This window comes from Deltaproteobacteria bacterium (assembly GCA_003194485.1).
Lineage (GTDB): Bacteria > Desulfobacterota > Dissulfuribacteria > Dissulfuribacterales > UBA3076 > UBA3076.
On sequence record PQXD01000009.1, the window covers coordinates 13,930 to 34,717 of the forward strand.

At 50.6% G+C, this 20,788-nt stretch carries 21 protein-coding genes; 14 read left to right on the top strand and 7 right to left on the bottom strand.

Annotated features, from left to right (window positions below):
• Nucleotides 1-99 precede the first annotated feature (99 nt).
• Nucleotides 100-642: a hypothetical protein gene (locus tag C4B57_06445; protein ID PXF54514.1), complete on the bottom strand. Its 543-nt coding sequence runs from the start codon at nucleotides 640-642 to the stop codon at nucleotides 100-102.
• A 172-nt stretch (nucleotides 643-814) separates the two neighbouring features.
• Between C4B57_06445 and C4B57_06450 the strand changes: the two genes are divergently transcribed.
• Complete coding sequence (locus tag C4B57_06450) at nucleotides 815-1,531, top strand: hypothetical protein (protein PXF54515.1); 717 nt, start codon at nucleotides 815-817, stop codon at nucleotides 1,529-1,531.
• A 35-nt stretch (nucleotides 1,532-1,566) separates the two neighbouring features.
• Here C4B57_06450 and C4B57_06455 read toward each other — a convergent pair whose 3' ends face one another.
• From C4B57_06455 to dsrA, 3 genes are read right to left on the bottom strand one after another with little or no spacing between them, the layout of a single operon-like run.
• A complete protein-coding gene (locus C4B57_06455; protein PXF54588.1) occupies nucleotides 1,567-1,809 on the bottom strand; it encodes a dissimilatory sulfite reductase-asociated protein DsvD in 243 nt (80 codons plus the stop codon).
• 30 nt (nucleotides 1,810-1,839) lie between these two features.
• Entirely contained in the window at nucleotides 1,840-3,069 is a 1,230-nt protein-coding gene (dsrB, locus tag C4B57_06460) for a dissimilatory-type sulfite reductase subunit beta (protein ID PXF54589.1), read from the bottom strand.
• Between the two features lie 39 nt (nucleotides 3,070-3,108).
• Nucleotides 3,109-4,398 carry a dissimilatory-type sulfite reductase subunit alpha gene (dsrA, locus tag C4B57_06465; protein ID PXF54516.1) on the bottom strand — a complete coding sequence of 430 codons (1,290 nt, stop codon included), beginning with the start codon at nucleotides 4,396-4,398 and terminating at the stop codon, nucleotides 3,109-3,111.
• Nucleotides 4,399-4,878: 480 nt separating this feature from the next.
• Between dsrA and C4B57_06470 the strand changes: the two genes are divergently transcribed.
• From C4B57_06470 to C4B57_06530, 13 genes are all read left to right on the top strand, one after another.
• Nucleotides 4,879-5,757 carry a hypothetical protein gene (locus C4B57_06470; GenBank protein ID PXF54517.1) on the top strand — a complete coding sequence of 293 codons (879 nt, stop codon included), beginning with the start codon at nucleotides 4,879-4,881 and terminating at the stop codon, nucleotides 5,755-5,757.
• A 25-nt stretch (nucleotides 5,758-5,782) separates the two neighbouring features.
• Nucleotides 5,783-7,417: a peptide-binding protein gene (locus C4B57_06475; protein PXF54590.1), complete on the top strand. Its 1,635-nt coding sequence runs from the start codon at nucleotides 5,783-5,785 to the stop codon at nucleotides 7,415-7,417.
• A gap of 160 nt (nucleotides 7,418-7,577) precedes the next feature.
• Nucleotides 7,578-7,895, top strand: coding sequence for a hypothetical protein (locus C4B57_06480; protein PXF54518.1), 318 nt, complete (start codon nucleotides 7,578-7,580; stop codon nucleotides 7,893-7,895).
• Nucleotides 7,896-7,996: 101 nt separating this feature from the next.
• Nucleotides 7,997-8,986: a KpsF/GutQ family sugar-phosphate isomerase gene (locus C4B57_06485; protein PXF54591.1), complete on the top strand. Its 990-nt coding sequence runs from the start codon at nucleotides 7,997-7,999 to the stop codon at nucleotides 8,984-8,986.
• A 262-nt stretch (nucleotides 8,987-9,248) separates the two neighbouring features.
• Nucleotides 9,249-9,503, top strand: a complete 255-nt coding sequence (locus C4B57_06490) for a hypothetical protein (protein ID PXF54519.1) — start codon at nucleotides 9,249-9,251, stop codon at nucleotides 9,501-9,503.
• A gap of 69 nt (nucleotides 9,504-9,572) precedes the next feature.
• The gene (locus C4B57_06495) at nucleotides 9,573-9,977 is read left to right on the top strand and encodes a single-stranded DNA-binding protein (protein PXF54592.1); all 405 of its coding nucleotides are present in this window, start codon (nucleotides 9,573-9,575) and stop codon (nucleotides 9,975-9,977) included.
• Nucleotides 9,974-11,176 (top strand): serine hydrolase, encoded by a 1,203-nt coding sequence (locus tag C4B57_06500; protein ID PXF54520.1) that lies wholly within the window; start codon nucleotides 9,974-9,976, stop codon nucleotides 11,174-11,176. Before C4B57_06495 ends, C4B57_06500 begins: the two co-directional genes overlap by 4 nt.
• Nucleotides 11,173-11,382 carry a hypothetical protein gene (locus tag C4B57_06505; protein ID PXF54521.1) on the top strand — a complete coding sequence of 70 codons (210 nt, stop codon included), beginning with the start codon at nucleotides 11,173-11,175 and terminating at the stop codon, nucleotides 11,380-11,382. The genes C4B57_06500 and C4B57_06505 overlap by 4 nt, the downstream gene beginning before the upstream one ends.
• Nucleotides 11,373-11,630: a hypothetical protein gene (locus tag C4B57_06510; protein ID PXF54522.1), complete on the top strand. Its 258-nt coding sequence runs from the start codon at nucleotides 11,373-11,375 to the stop codon at nucleotides 11,628-11,630. Before C4B57_06505 ends, C4B57_06510 begins: the two co-directional genes overlap by 10 nt.
• Nucleotides 11,631-11,645: 15 nt before the next feature.
• Nucleotides 11,646-13,148, top strand: coding sequence for a polynucleotide adenylyltransferase (locus C4B57_06515; protein PXF54523.1), 1,503 nt, complete (start codon nucleotides 11,646-11,648; stop codon nucleotides 13,146-13,148).
• Nucleotides 13,149-13,463: 315 nt separating this feature from the next.
• Nucleotides 13,464-14,315: a universal stress protein gene (locus tag C4B57_06520; protein ID PXF54524.1), complete on the top strand. Its 852-nt coding sequence runs from the start codon at nucleotides 13,464-13,466 to the stop codon at nucleotides 14,313-14,315.
• Between the two features lie 76 nt (nucleotides 14,316-14,391).
• The gene (locus tag C4B57_06525; protein PXF54525.1) at nucleotides 14,392-15,519 is read left to right on the top strand and encodes a sulfite exporter TauE/SafE family protein; all 1,128 of its coding nucleotides are present in this window, start codon (nucleotides 14,392-14,394) and stop codon (nucleotides 15,517-15,519) included.
• A 37-nt stretch (nucleotides 15,520-15,556) separates the two neighbouring features.
• On the top strand, nucleotides 15,557-15,988 hold the full coding sequence (locus C4B57_06530) for a hypothetical protein (protein ID PXF54526.1): 432 nt from the start codon (nucleotides 15,557-15,559) through the stop codon (nucleotides 15,986-15,988).
• 147 nt (nucleotides 15,989-16,135) lie between these two features.
• Here the strand turns inward: C4B57_06530 and C4B57_06535 are convergent, their stop codons facing one another.
• The 3 genes from C4B57_06535 to C4B57_06545 form a co-directional block, all read right to left on the bottom strand.
• Complete coding sequence (locus C4B57_06535; GenBank protein ID PXF54527.1) at nucleotides 16,136-17,089, bottom strand: hypothetical protein; 954 nt, start codon at nucleotides 17,087-17,089, stop codon at nucleotides 16,136-16,138.
• A gap of 21 nt (nucleotides 17,090-17,110) precedes the next feature.
• Complete coding sequence (locus C4B57_06540) at nucleotides 17,111-18,913, bottom strand: citrate transporter (GenBank protein ID PXF54528.1); 1,803 nt, start codon at nucleotides 18,911-18,913, stop codon at nucleotides 17,111-17,113.
• 313 nt (nucleotides 18,914-19,226) lie between these two features.
• Nucleotides 19,227-20,561, bottom strand: coding sequence for a lysine 2,3-aminomutase (locus C4B57_06545; GenBank protein PXF54593.1), 1,335 nt, complete (start codon nucleotides 20,559-20,561; stop codon nucleotides 19,227-19,229).
• Between the last annotated feature and the right edge of the window lie 227 nt (nucleotides 20,562-20,788).

Here is a 20,788-nt window from a genome sequence, read left to right on the forward strand (position 1 = left end):
GTTTCAACCGCGGGCGGATTGCACCAAAATGGGTATTTGCACCGGATTATGCTTTGAAACCCGAAAAAAGCTGCCTACCGCCAGGGGGTTGAATACTCACTATTCAGCAGTACCAAGGAGAACGGCAGCCACAGGCCACCGCCTCCTGCCGAGATCCTCACCTTTCAACGCTACAGAGAGTTCGTAGAGTCTTTTCTGCAGGGATTCCAGGTTAAGGGTAGGATAGGTTTTTCCCTGCTCAAAGCCGGAGAGGCCGCATACACGGCTTTTATCACCGATCACTGTGGGGATCCCGTAGGTGCGGCAGTTCATGGGCCGGGCGTCATAGCAGATGCACTCTCCACTGTCAGTCAACAGGGGGCACCTGATGCGGGCAATTGAGAGGTCTGCCCTGGCGGTGATTAACTGATTCCACGACTTGATGGCCTTTTTTGCAATGTTCAGGACAGCGCGCCTCTGCTTTCTGCTCAGGGAATCAAAATGCCGGCGGATGTATAATGCCTCTATTAATGAGACATCAAATACCGCATGACAGCAATCGGTACACCCCTTTCTGCACCGTACCTCCTGACTGTAGAGTTCCTGTATATCCGCCACTGCCCTGTCAGCAAGGTCGAATAGATTTTCAAGGTCTTTAAACATTGATTAATAATATGCCTATTGAGTCATCCACGCAATAATGTATGATTATTCATTAACCGTTCATAGGTTCATAGGTTCATAGGTTCAATGGTTCAGGGGTTCATGAGAATCTAAACCGTACCCACAAGCCGGAGCCAGCATAACAACAGTACAATACAGGAAATATATTACCATGGAATCAGAAAAAAAAATCGAGTCCTGCATACGATGCGGCACATGCTGCGAAAATGGCGGTCCCACCCTGCACTCTGAGGACAGGATATTTCTCCAAAAGGGCGTCCTGATGCCAACACACCTCTTTACCCTGAGGGCCGGAGAGCTGGCATATCATCCCCTTGAGGAGAGGCTCATAGAACTCTCGGATGAGATGATCAAGATAAAAGGCAAGGATGACGGATCAGGTGCCTGTATATTCTACGATGCAAAACAGCATGGCTGCGCCATCTATGAAGACCGTCCCCTGGAATGCAGGGCCCTCAAATGCTGGGACACCAGGGACATTGAAGGGCTTTTCATGCAGGACCTTCTATCGCGTTTTGATCTCTGCCCGGAAGGCTCTGCCATTGCCGAGCTGATCCCGGCCTATGAGAGGAGCTTTCCTCCCGGACGAATTTACGGCCTCTTAAGTAAAGCAGGTCCACGAGAAGGAGCGCAACAGGCCGGTCCTGAAATCGAACAGATGGTCTCAACCGATGAGGCCTTTCGCCAAAAGGTTATTGAGACGCTGGGGCCCGGAGAGGACGAGCTCGAGTTCTTCTTCGGACGGCCGGTCAGGTCCCTCATCGAAGGTATCCGAACCTTGATGAATACAAATAAAAAAAGACCTCCTATAACACCACATAAGAGGCCTTTCCTCTATCCATGCACAGCAAAACCGGTCTTTCTTTAATTAAATAAGGCTGATTTTGCTGTTTTATTTCCTATCTATTCTTCTCCGCCGAACTGTTCCGCCTCGCTCTTGCCGGCACCCTTTAGGCCGTAGAGAGTAGTGCTTCCCGAAGACCAGTACTCGATCTTTTCTTCCTTGACCAGTTCGGTGGCCGCTTTTTTTATCTCCCGCGATTTGGCATCGGGATCTGCCTTGCACAAGTCTTTAAAATACATCTTTGACTTGAATTTCCCTTTTTTGGTCATAAAATCCAAAATTTTCTTTTTTAGTTCTTCCATGTCTGCTGCCATAATAGTTTCCTCATTTAACTACTTCATTAGTGCATCGGTATGAGAGCTCCACTTAAACTGAGTGGTTGTATGATATGTATCATACGCCAGACGGTAGTCGTCAATGGACTTATCCGAAAATGGTATATCACACAGCTCATAGAAGCGCTCCCAGCCGACCCGCTTCGCCCAGTCCCCGAGGCGTTCATACTTATTGGCGTTTTTCTCGTAGGCCTCAACCATCTTTCTGACAGCCTCGCAAACACCGGGCCAACGCGGAGGCTCATTTGGGATATACGGAATAATCAACTTTGAGAACGAGGGTTGAGTAATGCGGTTGGAGATCTTCCCGCCGGCCAGGATGGCGACGCCGTCGCCCTCTGCATCGGCCAGCGGCATGGCCGGGCACATGGTGTAGCAGTTGCCGCAGAACATGCACCTTGGCTCATTCACCCGGACCGACTTGACCTTCTTGCCGTCCGGAAGCTCAACCGTGGCTGGCTTGATGGCCGCGGTGGGGCATGCAGCTATTGCCAGAGGGATCTCGCAGACGCCGGTAATGCGGTCGTCCTCAACAAATGGAGGCTTTCTGTGGATGCCCAGCAGGGCAATATCTGAGCAGTGGACCGCGCCGCACATATTGAGGCAGCAGGCCATGGAAATGCGCAGCTTGGCCGGCAGCTTATGGCTGTGCCAGTACTCAAAGATATCGTCCATCACGCCCTTTACCATACCGGATGCATCAGTGGCCGGGGTATGACAGTGTATCCAGCCCTGGGTGTGGACGATATTGGTTATTCCTGCGCCGGTGCCTCCGATAGGGAGCTTGTATGATCCGCCGGGATGCTTGAAATTGTTGAGATACTCGATCAGGTCCTTTAATGTCCCCTCGTCCGTGACGTGGAACTCGACGCTGTTCCGGGTGGTCCAGCGGCAGATACCTTCGCTGAACTTGTCTGCGATATCCGAGATCTCACGCATCAGGTTAGTAGTGAGCAACCGCGGGGTACCGCAGCGCACCACCCACATCACATCGCCGGTCTCACTGGTATACTTGATGACACCAGGCTGGATGATCTCGTGAGTGAGCCACTTGCCGTAGTTCTTCTTGATCACCTCAGGGAAGAACTGCGCATAGTGCGGGGGACCTATGTCCGTGATGCGATTCTCCATGGGCTTATCGGGATTGTATTTCTTCTCGGCAAACTCCGGATCATAGGGTGTCTCCAGCAGCTTCGAACAATCGTAACCGGGATCGTCTTTATACATTGAAGTATCAATCATTTCTTTACCTCCTGTTAAGCTTGATTAAGCAAGGTGCTTTTTGCGGAATTCTGCGAGATCGCGTTTCCATCCACCCGGTACCTCTTCCTCTTTCCAGAAATGGTACGGATTGGACCTGGGTTCCTTTACGTGCTGCGGAATGGGTTTGCGCCCGAGTATATCTACGATGTAATGCCTGAGGCCCTGGCGCTGGATGAGCTCGCCAAGTCTCTCCCGGTTCTTGCCCTCTTCCATCCACCAGTCCCACATCAGTTCTACATAGTCCTTGAACTCCTGATAGGGGTATTCCATCTTCATGAACGGGATGATCAGGGTGGACATCTGGGCGCCTTCAAGGATCGGCGCCTTTGCCCCGTTCAGGATCGTGGCGCCTGTATCCACACCTGGACGCAGGGCACTGGGCATGACATTAATGCAGTGCATGCAGCGGACACACTCGCGATCATCGATCTTGAGCTCGTTTCCGTCCATATACATGCACTTGCTGGGACAGAGATCAATGACCTCTTTCTGGATATCGAACGGGCCCCAGTCGCGATCAGAAAAGGCACCGGCATTGGGTTTTATCTCCCCGCCGATATAGGCCTGGACCGCCTTCTGGTCTATACGGATATTGTCCCGCCAGGTGCCGATAATGGAAGTACATGCACGTGCAATTGCCGCCACGCAGTCATTGGGGCAGCCGGATGTCTTGAATTTGAACTTGTACGGAAAGGCCGGCCTGTGCAGCTCGTCCTGATAGGTCATGGTCAGGTCATAGGTGATGGCCTGTGTATCCAGGCACGAATATTCGCAGCGGGCCTTGCCTACGCAGCATGAAGGCGTCCTGAGGTTGGAGCCGGATCCGCCAAGGTCCATGTCGAACTGGTGGGTCAGGTCGAAAAAAATGGGCTCCAACTGATCGGTCGTGGTACCGATCATGACCATGTCGCCTGTCGAGCCGTGGAAGTTGAATATGCCGCTTCCGCGATGGTCCCACATATCACAGAGCTTGCGCAGGAACTTGGTATTATAAAACTTGCTGGCCGGCTGGTTGATACGTAAGGTGTGAAAATGGGCGATGGAGGGGAACTCATGAGGGGCGTCCGAGTAGCGCCCGATAACCCCGCCGCCATATCCAAAGACACCTACAATACCACCGTGTTTCCAGTGTGTCTCCTTGTGCACATAAGAGAGTTCCATCTGACCCAGAAGATCGTAGCAGCACTGGACGCCGCTCTCCGCCCTCGTGTTTATGTCGTCAGCGAAACTCGGCCATGGCCCCTTTTTCAGCTCATCAATCATAGGAGTATCATGTTTTTTGAGATCTGCCATTTAATTCTTCCTCCTTAATAGAATGTTGTTAACAGCAGTTTCAGTTAAGGAATAAATATAGGTTAACATATTCCTTTTTGGCACCCAAAACAGTACCAGCACAAAAAATGAATCATCATTCGGCAAAATATAAAAAATTCTTCAACTGTGACTGTGTATAATATCTTTTTACTTCATTTGTCAACCCCAAAATATCGGTTAATGTACAGGCATTTGTTTCTTTACATGCCAGGGCTTTAAGGAAATTGCTTCCATCAATGAATTGACGGTCTCGTATAAAGTCAGCGAAATAGGGATTACACACAAGATCTAGTGAATGCTATTGCTGGGGCCTCAACATGCTGTATGGAAGATCGCTCGTCAGGATTTTACAGGCCATCATGCATTACCAGATGGAGAATTGACTATGAGGATAATTTTTTCTTATTTGACCGAATGGCTATTCAGTATAGTGTGCTCCATAGACTATAATATCCGGTTATGATTCCGGGTTCAGGGGTTCAAATGAAATACTGCGATTTGCATATACATACCACGGCATCCGACGGTTCTGATTCACCTGCTGAAGTGATACGGATTGCCGTAAACTCAGGTCTTGCAGCAATTGCGGTCACCGACCATGACACTGTGGCAGGCATCCCTGAGGCCCTTGAGGCATCCGGGAAGCTTGGAATGGAGATGCTCACCGGCGTGGAACTGAGCGTCCGGATATCACATGGTACCCTGCATGTCCTGGGCTATCTCTTTGATCCTGCTTCACCTGAATTAAACGAGGTGTTGAAAGAGGTCCAGTCTGCAAGGGCCGCGCGAAATCCCTTGATTCTTGAACGTCTCAGGGATCTGGGTTGCCCGATATCCCGGGGTGAGCTGGAGGAAATGGGCAAGGGGGGGCAGATCGGGCGCCCGCACATTGCAAGGGCCATGGTGAATCGAGGTTATGTAAGATCCACTGATGAGGCCTTTGCCCGTTATCTGAAAAAGGGCGCACCTGCCTACGCTCCAAAGTCCATCCTGAGTTCGGAGAGGGCAATAACCACCATACATAAGGCCGGAGGTCTGGCGGTCCTGGCCCATCCCGTGTCACTTGAATTCGGAACTCCCGCACACCTGGATGAGCTTGTGGCAATGTGGACAGAGCAAGGGCTCGACGGCATCGAATGTTACTATAGCATGCACAGCAAGGAGCTGATTAATTTGACTCTGTCGCTCTGCAAGAAGTATGACCTGGTCCCCACCGGCGGTAGCGACTATCATGGCAAGGCCAAACCAAAAATAATGGTGGGCAGAGGCATGGGAGGACTGAGGGTGCCTTATAGCTGTGTTGAGGGCCTCAGAGAGAGGAAGGAAAAGAGATGTTGAATGCTGAATTTTGAATTTTGAGTTAATGAAAAATTTATTATTGTATTTCACTAAAATTTCAATTTTTCTCCCTCTTTCATTTTTTTTCTTCAGCCTTCCACCTTCAGCCTTCCACCTTTCTCACGCGGCCGGGCCGGACTACGGCGATGCCATTGTCTTGGGATCCATCGGGGACGCCACTACACTGATTCCCATGCTGGCCTCTGACGCCACATCGCACCAGATCGCCGGCCTCATTTACAACGGCCTGGTTAAATACGACAAGGACCTCAGACTGGTTGGGGACCTGGCTGAATCATGGGAAATTTCTCCTGACGGTCTTACCATCACCTTTAAGCTCAGGAAGGGGGTTAAGTGGGAAGACGGAGAGCCTTTTACCTCGGAGGACGTGCTCTTCGGCTTTGAGACCATTACGGCCCCTGGCACCCCAACTGCATATGCAGGTGATTTCCTGGAGGTCGAAAAGGCCGAGGCCCCTGATCCTTATACCTTTAAGGTGACCTACAGGGAGCCATTTGCCCCTGCCCTGAGCTCCTGGGGGAATTTGGTCGTGCTGCCAAAGCACCTGCTGGATGGAAAGGACATCACAAAGAGCGCCCTTGGGCGAAACCCTGTCGGCCTGGGTCCGTACAGCCTCTCAGAATGGAAGACCCAGGAGCGTATAGAGCTGAAGGCAAATCCCACCTATTTTGAAGGACGGCCTTATCTCGACCGCTATATAATGAGAATAATACCTGATCCGGCCACCATGTTCCTCGAGCTGAAATCAGGAGGCCTTGACTGGATGGGACTATCCCCAATCCAGTATGAGAGGCAGACAAACACCCTGTTTTTTAAAAAAAATATCAATAAATATCGCTATCTCTCCTTTTCATATACATATCTGGGTTATAATTTAAAATTTCCTCTCTTTACAGACAAAAGAGTAAGACAGGCCATTGCCTATGCCATAGACAAGGATGAAATAATCCGTGGCGTGCTTTTGGGCTATGGAGTAAAGGCAACCGGCCCGTACAAACCTGATGCATGGTTTTACAACCCGGATGTCAGGCGTTATCCATATAATCCGAAAAGGGCGCTGGCCTTGCTTTCCGGGGCCGGCTGGGTGGACAGGGACGGAGACGGCTGGCTGGACAGAAAGGGGAGGCCCTTCTCATTCACGGTAATAACCAATCAGGGTAATCCCCTGAGGGATCGAACAGCACAGATAATTCAGTACAGGCTCAGGCAGATCGGGATAGACATGAAGATCAGGACCCTTGAGTGGACTGCATTTATCAACGACTTCATAGACAAGAGGCGGTTCGAGGCGGTAATACTGGGCTGGACATTGGGACAGGACCCTGACATTTATGACATCTGGCACTCTTCCAAGACAGGCGGGAAGGAGCTGAACTTTATCAGTTACCAGAACCCCGAGATGGACCGTCTCCTTGTGGAGGGTCGGAGGACCTTTGACCGCAATGAACGTAAGAAAATATACTGGCGTATCCAGGAGATACTGGCTGAGGACCAGCCCTATACTTTTCTTTACGTTCCAATGGCCCTTCCCGTGATCCACAAGCGTTTCAAAGGTATTGAGCCTGCTCCTGCCGGCATAACTTACAACTTCATACGGTGGTGGGTGCCGAAGCACGAGCAGAAATACATAATGCCTTGATTCTGCAGAAACACCCCATGCCAGTGAGTAAATATTCGGTGAACCCGTGGTCCACTGTGGAAGTTGCCATCCGTGCCCTGCCGCAGGAGCGGTTTACCTTTTGCAGGGTTTCGATCGCGGGCCGGATTGCACTGCCTCTCCGGTCTGCGATGAGTGAGCTTTGAAACTCGGAAAAAGGCAAACCGCTTCAAGGCAGGATATAATGGGTTCACCGAATATTTACTTTTATGCAACCGGTCACAGGGTATTTCTTCTGGAAACGATTTGCGTCAGCCCTGTAGTTTTCTTGGCCTTTGCTGCAAGGGAAACCCAGGCTCCGGAGCGCAGCGGAGGAGAACGGGGAGGGTCCCATGCTTACAAAGGCCTTAAGAAAACAAGGGGCGAGAGCATGTTGGAAGAAGGAGCGCCCTGTGACCGGTTACCAGTGGGCCACGGGTTCATAAGAATATTTACATTTTATACAATACACAGGGCTTGAAGGTATTGCTCTTTCCAGAGTACAATAAATTTTATTTTATTTTATAATAAGGAAGTACGGGCTTGAAAAAGCTAATAAAGAACAATGAGAATGCGTTGCTGATTGATGAGGATTTTGATTCTATCATTTCTGCCGCCAGGGAAGTTATTGAAATTGAGATAGCCGGGATCAGGCAGGTAGGCGATCATCTGGATGAAGGCTTTGTAAGGGCCATAAGATTGCTGCTTGAAACCAAAGGCCGTGTAGTAGTAACCGGAATAGGAAAATCAGGTCTTATCGGCAGAAAAATAACCGCTACCCTGGCCAGCACAGGTACTCCTGCCATGTTTCTCCATCCGGTTGAGGCCGTGCATGGTGATCTGGGTATGGTTACCAGAGATGATATAATAATTGCCATCTCAAATAGCGGCGAGACCCAGGAACTCAGGGATCTGATACCCGCTTTCAGAAACAGGGGAATCACCGTAATCGCCATGACAGGCAACAGGGAGTCAACCCTTGCCAGGATCAGCGAGGCAATGATAGACACTGGGGTTGACAGGGAGGCCTGCGCCCTCGGCCTGGCTCCTACTGCCAGCACTACAGCAACCCTGGCCGCCGGCGATGCACTGGCAGTAGTCCTCCTGAAGATGCGGCGATTCAGTGAAGAGGATTTCAGGAAAAATCATCCCGCCGGAACCCTTGGTGACAGGCTCAGGGTCCAGGTGCGAGAGGTTATGATCACCGGGCCTGAAGTCCCGCTGGCTCGCCTGGGGACCGGTATGGCCGAAATCCTCAGGGAAATGGACATCAAACGTCTGGGTTCGGTATTGGTGCTTGATGGGGAGGAATCAGTAGTCGGGATCGTAACGGATGGTGATCTGAGAAGGGCACTGATTCGTATGGGGGACCTGTCGGAAAAGGTTGTGGAGCAGGTGATGACAAGAAATCCTAAAAGCATCTCTCCGGAAGCCCTTGCGGCAGACGCCCTTGCCCTTATGGAAAGACACCTTATTACAGTGCTGCCTGTTATCGAAACAGATGGTCAACTGGTTGGAGTGGTGCACCTTCATGATCTTCTGGGTAAGGGGCGGTTCAGATTTATTGTTTAAAAAGACGTAAATATCCGGTGAACCCGTTATATCCTGCCTTGGAGCGGTTACCTTTTTCCGGGTTTCAAAGCTCACTCATCGCAGACCGGAGAGGCAGTGCAATCCGGCCCGCGGTTGAAACCCTGCAAAAGGCAAACCGCTCCTGCGGCAGGGCACGGATGGCAACTTCCACAGTGGACCACGGGTTCACCGAATATTTACAAAAAACCATGTTATATAGTTGCCCTTACAACAAAACAAGGATTTCAGGTAATTGTTCATTATGACTATTGAGTTAGCTCCGCATCATATGCTAATTATAACGGGATTATTGGGTAATCATCCCTTGGAGCGACTTGCGGAAGTCCCGCAGTTTTCCTGGCTTTTGCAGTATGGGAAACCCTGGCTCCGAAGCGCAGCGGAGGAGAACAGGGAGGGTCCCATGCTGCAAAAGCCTCAGAAAACAAGGGATGAGAGCATTGGAGGGACAAGGGATGATTACCCAATAATCAAAGACTATATATCGAAGCGGAGCTAACTCAATAGTCATATTGTTCATTAGGTGTAGTATGGGTCAATGCTTATGGCTGAAAGGGAGGTTAAGGACATGGCAAGGAGCCTCAATAAGGTTTTGCTCATCGGGCGCTTGGGCGCAGATCCGGAAATACGTTATACCTCTGACGGAACGGCAGTAGCTAATTTCCGCATGGCCACAAACCGTCCGATAAAGCGCGGGGATCAGTGGGAGGAAGAGACGGACTGGCACAGGATTGTGGCCTGGAGAAGGCTTGCGGAAATATGCGGCGAGTATCTGAAAAAAGGAAGCAATGTCTTTGTGGAAGGTCAGATAAGGACCAGGTCCTGGGAAGATCAGGACGGAAATAAGCGGTGGACTACAGAAGTAGTTGCCAGGGACATGATGATGCTGGATACCAGAGGAGAGAGGGCATCGGGGACAGAAACAGACCTTGAACCGCCGCAGCCGCCGATAGAGGATGACGTTCCTTTTTGATATCCCCGTTTGGCAATTATTTACTTCCTTTGGGACAAAGAAGACGGAATTCTAAGTTCTGCGGGATAGACAGGCTATTTGAGAGGGCCCTCGGAAGCGGTCTTTTCCCAGGGGCCGTACTGACGGTAGCAGCCGGTGGAGAAGTTGTATTTGAGACCGCCCGGGGCGGGGTCACCCATGTTCCCTGGTCTGCAAGGGTAAGTCCCGACACGGCTTACGACCTCGCATCCCTTACCAAACCCCTTGCCACCGCGCTTTCTGTCATGGCCTTGGCAGAAAGGGGTAAATTACACCTTGATGACACGCTGGAGTTATTCCTTTCCGAAGTTCCGCCAGACAAAATCCAGATATCCATCCGGCACCTTTTAGGACACGCATCCGGGCTTCCAGCCTACAGACCATTTTATAAGGAACTAATTCACTTGGCCCCTGAATCCCGGTCCCTGGAAATGAAAAAGCTGCTCCTGGCCGAATCCCTGGCATCTCCCTGCGGAACACGGGCCAGATACAGCGACCTTGGGTTCATGCTCCTCGGCTGGGTAATAGAGAGCCTCATCGGAAAGGGTCTGGCGGATGCCGCACGAGAGTTGGTATTTGAACCTTTACATGTGAAAGGCCTGTATTTTCCCTTGACGAATAACCCGGCAACCGGGCAGATCCCGCCTAAGCCCACTTTTACAGAGGGGGAAAGAGAGGATGTAAGATATATGTGTTGCACCGGGCTTGTAGCGCCTACAGAGGTATGTCCATTCAGAAAAAGGGTGGTCTGCGGCGAGGTCCACGACCTGAATGCCTGGGTTATCGGTGGGGTGGCAGGCCATGCAGGCCTTTTCGGAACAGCGGGATCAGTGGCAAAACTTCTCCTGGGACTACTTGATATTTATAAGGGCAGGAGCAATTGCCCCAATTTTCCAAAAAGGCTTCTTCAGGAGTTCTGGCGTATCCAGGGTCCTGACAGTACGTGGGCCCTTGGTTTCGATACCCCATCTCCGGCCGGCTCCAGTGCAGGAAGCGGTTTTTCTCCTCAAAGTATAGGTCACTTGGGCTTTACAGGCACATCCTTCTGGATGGACCTGGAGCATGAAATATTGGTCGTACTCCTTGCCAACCGCACTTTTCCAAAGGCCGACATAAAAGGCCAGGCCGAAATGCGCCAATTTCGGACCGAGCTTCATGATCTGGTCAGGAGAATTTGGTGATAAACATGATAGGAAATCACAAGGTAAATATTCTTATGAACCCGTTATATTCTGCCTTGAAGCGGTTCGCCTTTTTTCGGGTTTCAAAGCTCACTCATCGCAGACCGGAGAGGCAGTGCAATCCGGCCCGCGATCGAAACCCTGCAAAAGGCAAACCGCTTCTGCGGCAAGGCACTGATGGCAACTTCAAAGCACAATGGATATAACCGATCACAGGATGCTTCTTCTGGAAACGATTTGCGTTAGCCCTGTAGTTTTCTTGGCCTTTGCAGCATGGGAAACCCCGGCTCCGGAGCGCAGCGAAGGAGAACGGGGAGGGTCCCATGCTTACAAAGGCCTTAAGAAAACAAAGGGCGAGAGCATGTTGGAAGAAGAGGCACCCTGTGATCGGTTACCAGTGGACCACGGGTTTATAAGAATATTTACATCCCAGGTAATGACCGTTCAGGTATAAGCGAAACTTTGGTCCATGGCAGATTTGCATACTGTTTTGAAAGAGCTTGAGGCCCTGTCCTCTTCCGGTGAAGCTTACGTGGCCGGTGGGCCTGTAAGGGACTGGCTCCTGGGCAGGAAGATTCTCGATCTTGATCTGGTGGTGCCGGATGGCGCCGCCGCCCTTGCCCGGCGCTTTGCCCGGAGGACGACAGGACACTTCGTCATGCTGGATGAGAAGGAGGGGGTGGCAAGGGTCGTATGCCCGGATATTATACTGGATTTCAGCCAGTACAGAGACACGGCCAATGACATCGAGGAGGATCTGTGCCAGCGGGACTTCACCATAAATGCCATGGCAGTGTTGCTGTCTTCAGCCCTTTCTTTGCTTGATGAAGTTTTACTTTCATCCAATCATCCAATCGTCCGGTCTCTAAGAAATAATCGCCAAATCCTGGACCCTACAGGTGGTCTTGCAGACCTTGATAATCGAATAATAAGGGCAATCTCCCGGAAGAACCTTGAATCCGATCCCCTGAGGCTTCTTAGGGCCTATCGCTTCAGATCCCAACTGGATTTTGAGATAGAGCAGCGCACATGGATCTATATAAAGGAACTATCAAGTGCCATAGGCTCGGTTGCCCCGGAGCGTATCAGCCACGAACTCGGCCTGATCATGGAGTCAGAGAGAACAGGCAGGACTCTGCATGAGATGATCCAGGTCGGATTGCTGCAGGCGATTTTGCCCGAGATCGATAGCATGGAAGGTATGCCCCAGCCGGGTTATCATCATCTGGATGTCCTCGGCCACAGTCTCGCAACCGTAGAGGCCATGGAGGATCTTATTGCCAATCCCTGCAGGAAATTTTCTCCCTGCGAACCTGTAAAGGACTGGATTATTGAAAACAGTGCCCGAATTCCTGTCCTTAAGTTGGCGGCTTTATTTCATGACATCGGCAAGCCGGCCTGCAAGGGGGAAAAGCAGGGACGCACTACCTTTTACCGCCATGATCATATTGGGTCGGACATGGTCCGGGGAATAGGAAAGCGCCTTCGCTGGTCCAGGCAGGAAACCGCATTTGCAGCAAAGATGGTAAGGCTTCACATGCGCCCGTTTCACCTCCTGAGAGATCTCAGGCAGGGAGGACCCACCAGGCGGGCCATGAGGCGACTCATTACGGAAACCGGTTCTGATTACCCGGCCGTCTTTCTTCTCGCCATGGCTGACAGCATGTCCGGCTGCGGGCCGCTTAAGCCGCCGGAGCTTGATGCGGAACTGGCCATGCTGTGGGAAGCGGTACACACTTTTTATCAGGACTGCCTGAAGCCAATAAAGATGCGTCCCAGGCTTCTTACAGGCCATGACATTCAAAGGATCTTTGGGCTGTCTCCCGGGCCGTTGATTGGGAGGGCCCTTGATGCCCTGGAAGGGGCCCAGGTAGAGGGGACGGTCGGCAACAGGGATGAGGCCGTGAGCTGGCTGAGGGCCTGGTTTGATTCTGATGAGGCCGCCCGGAGCGAAGTATCTCCTCGGTCTTAACAGGCCCTTGCCGGGACGGAGGGCTGGCAAGTTTTACCTTGACAAGTTTTTTGGACACATTGTATAATCCCGCTGCTTGAATGCGTATAATTATTTGAGAATCCTAAGGTTTTTTATAGCTCTGGATTACCTGGCCGAAATCTTTGGATTTGGTTTGAGAAAGGCGAATTAAGGAATGGCCGGAGCCGGTTTGGTGTCTCTCGCAGCGTCCGGCCCTTGATGAGCTGCATAATTTGGGATGGACTCACAAAGGATATTTTGTAAAACCAGCTTGATTTCATTCCTTGCTGGTTAAAATGAAGAAGGAGGTGTGACATGAGTGCAGATCAGGTATGTCCGGTAGCAAGGATGGAAAAGCTGCTTTTGGCATCAGATCGTTCTGAATTCAGTGAGGGTGCAATAAGGGAGGCTATTAATCTGGCAAAGACCTGCGGCAGCAAACTCTACATAATGTCTGTTGCAGAAGAACCTGATATTCGTGAGTTTGCCGCAAACTATCCGCTCGTAGCTGCTCAAGAGTTAGAAAGGGTTACAAGAGTATATCTTGAGTCATTAAAAGAAAGGGCTGAGAAGGAAGGGGCCGCCTGTGAGATAATTGAACGCCGGGGCCCAAAGACTTACGAATACATTATTGATGAGGCGGCAAAAAACAATGCGGAGATGATAATTATGGGCAGACGTGGCAGGACCGGGATCACGAGGATCTTGATGGGGAGCGTGACTGCCAGGGTCATAGGCGATGCCCCCTGTAAGGTCCTGGTTGTGCCGAGATCTGCCAGGATCTCGTTTGAGAAGATCCTGATCTCGACAGACGGTTCAATATTCAGCGAGTTCGCAACCCGTGAGGCTATAAGCATTGCAAAAAACATTGGGAGTAGTCTCATCGCCCTTTCTGTCTATAAAAGGGATGAAAATTCTCAAGTAGCAGAGGCAAGTGTTGGCATGGTGAAAGATGTCGCAGAGAGGGAAGGTATAAAGGTCGAGGCCTTGACCCTTAAAGGCGAACCTTATGAGGTTATAGTTAATACCGCAGAGGAGAAGGACGCAGGTTTCATAGTTGTTGGAAGCCATGGCAGGACCGGCATAGAAAGGCTTCTTATGGGAAGCGTGGCAGAGAGGGTTATAGGTTATGCAGGTTGTCCGATTCTGGTGGTAAGAAGGCCATAAAAGAATGACAACATTACGCCGGTATTGTAATGCAAAGTTATAATTAGAGAAAAATTTCAAGGAGGGGGTATAAATTATGGAAAGAACAGAAGCTCTTCCCAGATGGAAAGTAGCTCTTAAAAACTGGTACAAACCTTATCCCTGGCTGGAACTGTTTGCACTATGCGCAGCCTCCATCGTTGTTTATGTCGGATGGCTCTTGATATCCATGTCAATAGAGGCCCCTCCCGAGGCGGCAGTGAGTACATTTTATGTATCCGCATGGATTTCCGGTCTTTTCCTCGCCAGCTTGGGCATCGGCTTTATCGGCACACTGGGTGGAATTGGTGGCGGGGTCATCTGGTCTCCTGTTGCCATGGCGTTCACTCCGATGAACAGCGTGATCATCAGGGCGTCCGGCCTTGTCGTAGCCATGTTTAACGCCTTGGTAGCTACAGGGCCACTCGCGAGGACCGGGCTGTGTAATATCAGACTCGGTCTTTTTCTTATGATACCCATAGGAATAGGCGCCTTTGTTGGTGCCAAGAGCGCCATATTTGTTGCCGCGGCATTTGGGATTACAGGTGAAGCGATTGTCAGAATTGCCTTGGCGCTTATTATTTTTGCACTCTTCCTCTATTTCCTCTTGGGGGGACAGAAATTAGAATACCCGGAAGTGAAGGAGGAAGACGCCTTTACCCGTTTCTTTCAATTACGTTTGCCTTATTATGAACCATCTGCAGGAAAGGCGATAGATTATAAGCTGCATAGAGGCCTCTTGTTCGCGGTAGCAGTATTCTTTGTGGGTTTGATAGGCGGCTTTTTTGGCATGGGTGGTGGATGGGCTGTTGTCCCGGCCCTGAATGTCATCATGGGGTGCCCGCTTAAGGTGGCGGCCGCCGTCAGTATGACCGGACTTGGCATGGGCAGTTGTGTGTCAGTGTGGCCTTACTTTAAAGCCGGTGCCATGATCCCGATAGTTATAGCCCCTCTGCTCGTTGGACAGATTGTAGGGGGAGTATTGGGGGCACAGGTATTGATCGGGATGAAGGCAGCTATTGTAAGGTTCATATTGATCGGGGTCTTGCTTTTCACCTCTTTTGGGCTGTTTACCAAAGGTTTGGCTCTCTTAGGGGTGGTTGAACTGCCCTTATGGAGCAGACTGGGGTTCATGGGGGTCTGCATTGCATTAGTTTTTTACCTCATCGCTAAGAGTAAAGAATAATAAGGATCGGATGATCGGGTAAAAGAGGGAGGTAATTATGGAAGAACAGAAAATGAGAGTACCGTTTGCCGGTATTGTAGTTGGAGATACACTCTATTGGGTGTGTATTATAGGGGCACTTATAGCCTTAATAGGGCCGGTTGTAAGCCTGCTGGCGCCGGCTAATAATGTAGCAGATCCATTTAAGATTTTTTCTCTTGTCTGGGAGGGCAAGAGCGCAGAAGAGATCTGGGCGGCAGTGACTGCGGCAGGACAATATCCCGGGCCTCTTTTCTGGATGCACGACCTTAGTAAAGGCGATGCAATTACGCAGCTCGGGGTCTGGCTTGCCTGTTCCTGTTCCCTGCCGGCTGCACTTTTCGGAGGCATAGTATACCTTTTTGGGCTTGGAGGTGCCCGGAGAAGTTTAACCTATTTTATAATCTGCATGTTTGTTGCTTGTATGATTCTGTACGCCATGCTGATATAATTCCGTAATGTCAGCCTGACCTGCCCTGAAATTTGTTTCAGGGATATCTGGTTTCAGGATGATTGTTATGATTGTTTGTGCGGGATATCTTTGGAGGACAAACAACGATAAAGAGGCGTCAGGTCTTGACCTTACCTGACGCCTTTTTTATTTCGTTAATGCAATGGTTGGCTTTGAGGCTTTATTTATTACTCCCTGGCTGACGCTTCCCATGAACAACTCTTTCAGTGCGGATCTTCCCTGTCTGCCCATGAAGACCAAGTCGCATCCCGCCTTTTCCACCTCCTCGACGATAAGGTCGGCGGGATTTTCTCCGCACCTGACATTCTCCTGAATGACGGATTCAGGGACTCCATGCTCGAGCAGGCTCCTTTTGGGTAACTCAAAGACCGACTGCACATCCTTATCCACTGGACATTGCCCGGCAACCTGTTCAGCATACCGGGCTGCACCTATTACGTGGAGCAGAATGACTGTCTCCAGGCCTTCCCTGCATCCTCCCAAAAGAACGGCCGCTTCCCTGGCTGCCGCCTCGGAAGGAACAGAGCCGTCCAGGGCCAGCAGGCACCTGCGCACGGGAGCATGTTTTGCTGCAGCGGCCTCAGAGCCCACGAGGTAGATGGTCGCTGCAACATTGCTGTGCAAGAGCCCGGCGCTGACACTGCCAAATAGGGCGCGATGGAGACTGGAAAGCCCGCGCCGCTCTATAATAATGGTGGAATAACTTCCTTCTGTGGAAAATCGTATTATTTCCTTTACGGGTTTTCCGTCCCGGACCTCCAGGTCCGAGGGAGCTTTGCAACTGCATGAAGTCAGAGTTTCCTGCGCCTCTTCCAGCAAGGGACGGATTTCTTTTTCAATATACTGCTGCCGAAGCCTTTTGAAGAGATCAGTCTCCAGCACGAAGTCCGCGCGGACATCTATATTCTTCATATGTTCACCCAGGTAACGCCCCCCCATGACGTGCAGGAATGTTACCCGCTCCACCCTGTCTCCAAGGGCACCAGCCATATTCCCTGCCAGGGCAGCAGGCCTCCGAAAAGACTCATTCATATCCACAGGGAGTAAAAATTTAGTCAATGGCCTGAAATCTCCGCCCATCCCTGGTACCTCCTCATTGATTTAATAGAAAAGCAGCAGCCAAACATTGGCTATGGCCACGCTGATAAGCATGTACAAAAACCCGACTTTCATGTATCCGAAAAACCTTATGGGATAACCGGCGGATTCGGCAATACCCAGGGTGACCACATTGGCGCTTGCCCCGATCATGGTGCCGTTACCACCGAAACATGCCCCAAAGGCCAGGGCCCACCATAAGACATTGGACTCAGCTCCAGGGATAACTTTACTCAGATAGGCCACGATAGGCAACATGGTGGCCGTAAAGGGTATGTTATCCACAAAGGCGCTCATAATGGCCGATACCCAGAGTATCAGACATATGGAGGCAACCAGGCTTCCATGGGAGAGATGCAGTACCCAGTCCGCAATGAGATCCAGAAGGCCGGCCTCCTCCACTGCCCCTACAAGGATGAACAGGAACATAAAAAAGAGCAATGTAGTCCATTCGATATCCTTTTCTATGAGTTCCAAAAGATTCACTTTTTTTGTCAGAATACCGTAAGTGAAAAGGAGGGCCGCGCCGAACAAGGCGGCAATGCTCACCTCCATGTGCCAGATCCCGTGGGTAAGGAACATCGCTATAACTATCGCCATTATTATCAGGCCGACAGTCAAGAGATTCGAATCCGTAATCTTGTATTCTTCCCTGAGCTTGGCAATGAAGGCCTGGATATCTTCAATATGTGCCTTGGCATAATCCTTCTTGTGGGCAATCTTCGTATACCCGAAGAGGACTGCCATGCAGACCAAACACGCAGGAGTGAGATTTATCACAAATTCCAGAAATGTCAGGCCGGCATAAGAGCCGATCATGATATTCGGCGGATCGCCAATGAGGGTAGCCGTACCACCGATGTTTGAGGCAAGAATTTCAGGGATCAGTAGTGCAATGGGTGAAATACCAAGGGATAGGGCTATTTCTATGGTTACCGGGGTGAGCAGCAACATAGTGGTAACATTGTCCAGAAAGGCTGAGGACACGGCCGTGAAACTCATCAGGATGATTGCCAGGACAATGACATTGCCCTTGGATACCTGAAAACACTTGTATGCCGTCCACTGAAATACACCCGTGTGTTTCAGGATGCCCACTATGATCATCATCCCCATGAGCAGGAAGACGACATTCATGTCTATGGCATGAATGGCACTTTCATATGAAAAGATATGGTATTCGGGGTTTATTGTGCCAATGGTGTAGCTGATAACCAGCATTATGGCCGCGCCCAGCATGGCTGCCAGGGTACGGTGCAACAATTCAAAGGAGATCAGTACATAGGCCAGGACGAATACTACGGTGGCGATCCAAAAGGCAGGGCCCTGGCTTCTTTTGATTTGGATATCCACTTTCGCCGTGTGCCTGGATCCGCTCATCGCTATCTGATCAGAGGGCACTGTAAACTCGGTTTCCTCATAGCTGGGCTTAAAGGCCCTGATCTTTATTTCCGCACCAGGGAGCGTCCCCTTGGCAAGGCCGATGGTTGCCTGAAAGCTGCCATCAGACTTTGTTATTATCCTGGCCTTACCGTGTCCATGATGATCCTTAACCAGCGGTTCCTGAACGATCCCGTTTACCAGGATCTCAACATCGGCATCTGCCACTCCGGAGCCGTGCGGATTCAGGATGTGGCCGTATATGTCGAGCGTCTCCGACGTATCCTCCGCAGGCTGGCCTGGATGGTCAGTGAAGGCCCAGGATGCATTGCCAGCCAGACAAAGGCTTAAAAACAGGAACCAGATGCCAAACGCTACGGTTTTTCGATCTTGCCGCAAATACCTTGATATAATTTTATTTGTCATAAATGGTCCTTTCTGGATATTTGCTTAACGCCCCCTACTATATGATGAAAGCATTCACCTGATTCAGAGAAAGGTCTTTGACAAAGACCCCTATTGATATTTGTGCGTGATATAGAGTCCATCGGAAGTGAAGATTCATCATCCTGTTTCTGTTTACCGGCCGGATAAGCGGAAATCTTCTCCCCTATTAATACGGGCCGGCCTAAAATAACCTATATGAGATTTGTGTCAAGAGCAAAGTGTCTTGACATCAGAGAATCAAGGCCGCTGTTGTAAGGCAGTTGGTCACGAAAACAGACTTTAATTTTTTCGATTATCTTTCGTAGAAGAATTTCTCGGCACCGAATGCCGGGCGGAGGTGACTCAGCCACGTGGCTTCAGGATCAAAGCGCGCAAAAAATGGACGCTGTACCCAGTCAGGATTGCGTCCCTGGATAAAGCGCAGCACAAAGACCTTTTCATTGTTGATTTTTGCAATGCCCTGGATCTCTATCTTGCCGGGACCGGCGCTCATGGAGGGTCCGCGTACCGTGCGTCCCAGTCCTGATACCTTTTGAAGGGCGTTGTGATATATCTCACAGGCCCTGGCTATGGGCACTTCGAAGTAATGACAGGCACCGGTGTTGCGTGCTATGAACATATAGTAAGGGACGATTCCGAGGTGTACCTGCGTGCGCCACATGCGTGCCCAGACTTCAGGGTCATCGTTTATGTGTGCCACTATGGGACTCTGACTGCGTATGATTGCTCCGGTGCTACGGACCCGCCGGATGGCCTTTCGGGCTATGGGCGTTTCCATTTCCTGCCAGTGGTTGTAATGGGCCATGATAGCCACGTGTTTTCCGGCATTTACCATGTGCTCCATCAGTCTCAAGAGATCATCTGCATCGCTGTCACTTACATAGCGATACGGCCAGTAGCTCAGGGACTTGGTCCCTATGCGGATGGTATGTATGTGGTCGAATTGGGGATGCAGTAATGGCTCCATATATGCCTTGAGGAGGCCGGTCCTCATGACCATGGGGTCACCGCCTGTGAACAGAAGGTCGGTAACATCCCTGTGTTTGGCCAGATAACGGTGCAGGTCGCAGGTCTCGCTGGCAGAGAAGCGCAGATCCTTAGTCCCGACAAACTGTGGCCAGCGAAAACAGAAGGTGCAATAGGTATGGCAGGTCTGGCCCTGGCGCGGGAAGAACAGTACCGTTTCACGGTACTTGTGTTGCATCCCCTTGAGAGGCCGGCCATCCAGGGAAGGGACATTCAGGGTCTGCTGACCGGCGGGATGTGGATTGAGTTCTGCACGTATTTCATTGGCCAGGATCCTTATCTTTCTGTCGTCAGCGCCGCTGCGGACGAGGTCTGCCATGCGGTCAAAGTGTTCAGGGGACAACATGTCCTGCTGCGGGAATGTGAGTCGAAAAATGGGATCATCCGGTACATTCTTCCAGTTTATGAGATGTCTGATTACATACTGATTGACACGGAACGGAAGCACCCTGGTTACCACCCGCATGGCAAAACGTATCTCATCGGGCAATTCTGCAATTTGAGGGATCTGGTCAAGTTGACGTGCAGAAAAAAAACGAAAATGGAAAGGCGGCTTATTCGGGAGTGAAAGTGTTCGGGAAGTCTGTTTAAGATTCGAAATGTAATACAAAATACATATCCTCCTGAATGACTCCTGTCCTGACACAGGCTAAATTTTATATATACCATTTCCTGAAACTGATTTCAATCCTGAAGGGGAATGCCCTGGATATTTCATATAAGCGCAGGCGAATTTTGTGACGCAGCACAGGAGGCTCTTTTGAGCCTTCAGAGGCAAGCTGTGATCGTCTTTTCTCAAGCTATGGGTAAAAATACCACCATAGCCAG

Bases quoted from the DNA above. Each gene is read 5' to 3' on its own strand.
- C4B57_06450 (PXF54515.1), top strand. From the start codon at position 815: ATGGAATCAGAAAAAAAAATCGAGTCCTGCATACGATGCGGCACATGC.
- C4B57_06535 (PXF54527.1), bottom strand. From the start codon at position 17,089: ATGGGCGGAGATTTCAGGCCATTGACTAAATTTTTACTCCCTGTGGAT.
- C4B57_06510 (PXF54522.1), top strand. From the start codon at position 11,373: ATGGATATAACCGATCACAGGATGCTTCTTCTGGAAACGATTTGCGTT.
- C4B57_06490 (PXF54519.1), top strand. From the start codon at position 9,249: ATGACTATTGAGTTAGCTCCGCATCATATGCTAATTATAACGGGATTA.
- C4B57_06495 (PXF54592.1), top strand. From the start codon at position 9,573: ATGGCAAGGAGCCTCAATAAGGTTTTGCTCATCGGGCGCTTGGGCGCA.
- dsrA (PXF54516.1), bottom strand. From the start codon at position 4,398: ATGGCAGATCTCAAAAAACATGATACTCCTATGATTGATGAGCTGAAA.
- C4B57_06515 (PXF54523.1), top strand. From the start codon at position 11,646: ATGGCAGATTTGCATACTGTTTTGAAAGAGCTTGAGGCCCTGTCCTCT.
- dsrB (PXF54589.1), bottom strand. From the start codon at position 3,069: ATGTATAAAGACGATCCCGGTTACGATTGTTCGAAGCTGCTGGAGACA.
- C4B57_06455 (PXF54588.1), bottom strand. From the start codon at position 1,809: ATGGAAGAACTAAAAAAGAAAATTTTGGATTTTATGACCAAAAAAGGG.
- C4B57_06540 (PXF54528.1), bottom strand. From the start codon at position 18,913: ATGACAAATAAAATTATATCAAGGTATTTGCGGCAAGATCGAAAAACC.
- C4B57_06520 (PXF54524.1), top strand. From the start codon at position 13,464: ATGAGTGCAGATCAGGTATGTCCGGTAGCAAGGATGGAAAAGCTGCTT.
- C4B57_06475 (PXF54590.1), top strand. From the start codon at position 5,783: ATGAAAAATTTATTATTGTATTTCACTAAAATTTCAATTTTTCTCCCT.
- C4B57_06470 (PXF54517.1), top strand. From the start codon at position 4,879: ATGATTCCGGGTTCAGGGGTTCAAATGAAATACTGCGATTTGCATATA.
- C4B57_06445 (PXF54514.1), bottom strand. From the start codon at position 642: ATGTTTAAAGACCTTGAAAATCTATTCGACCTTGCTGACAGGGCAGTG.
- C4B57_06530 (PXF54526.1), top strand. From the start codon at position 15,557: ATGGAAGAACAGAAAATGAGAGTACCGTTTGCCGGTATTGTAGTTGGA.
- C4B57_06525 (PXF54525.1), top strand. From the start codon at position 14,392: ATGGAAAGAACAGAAGCTCTTCCCAGATGGAAAGTAGCTCTTAAAAAC.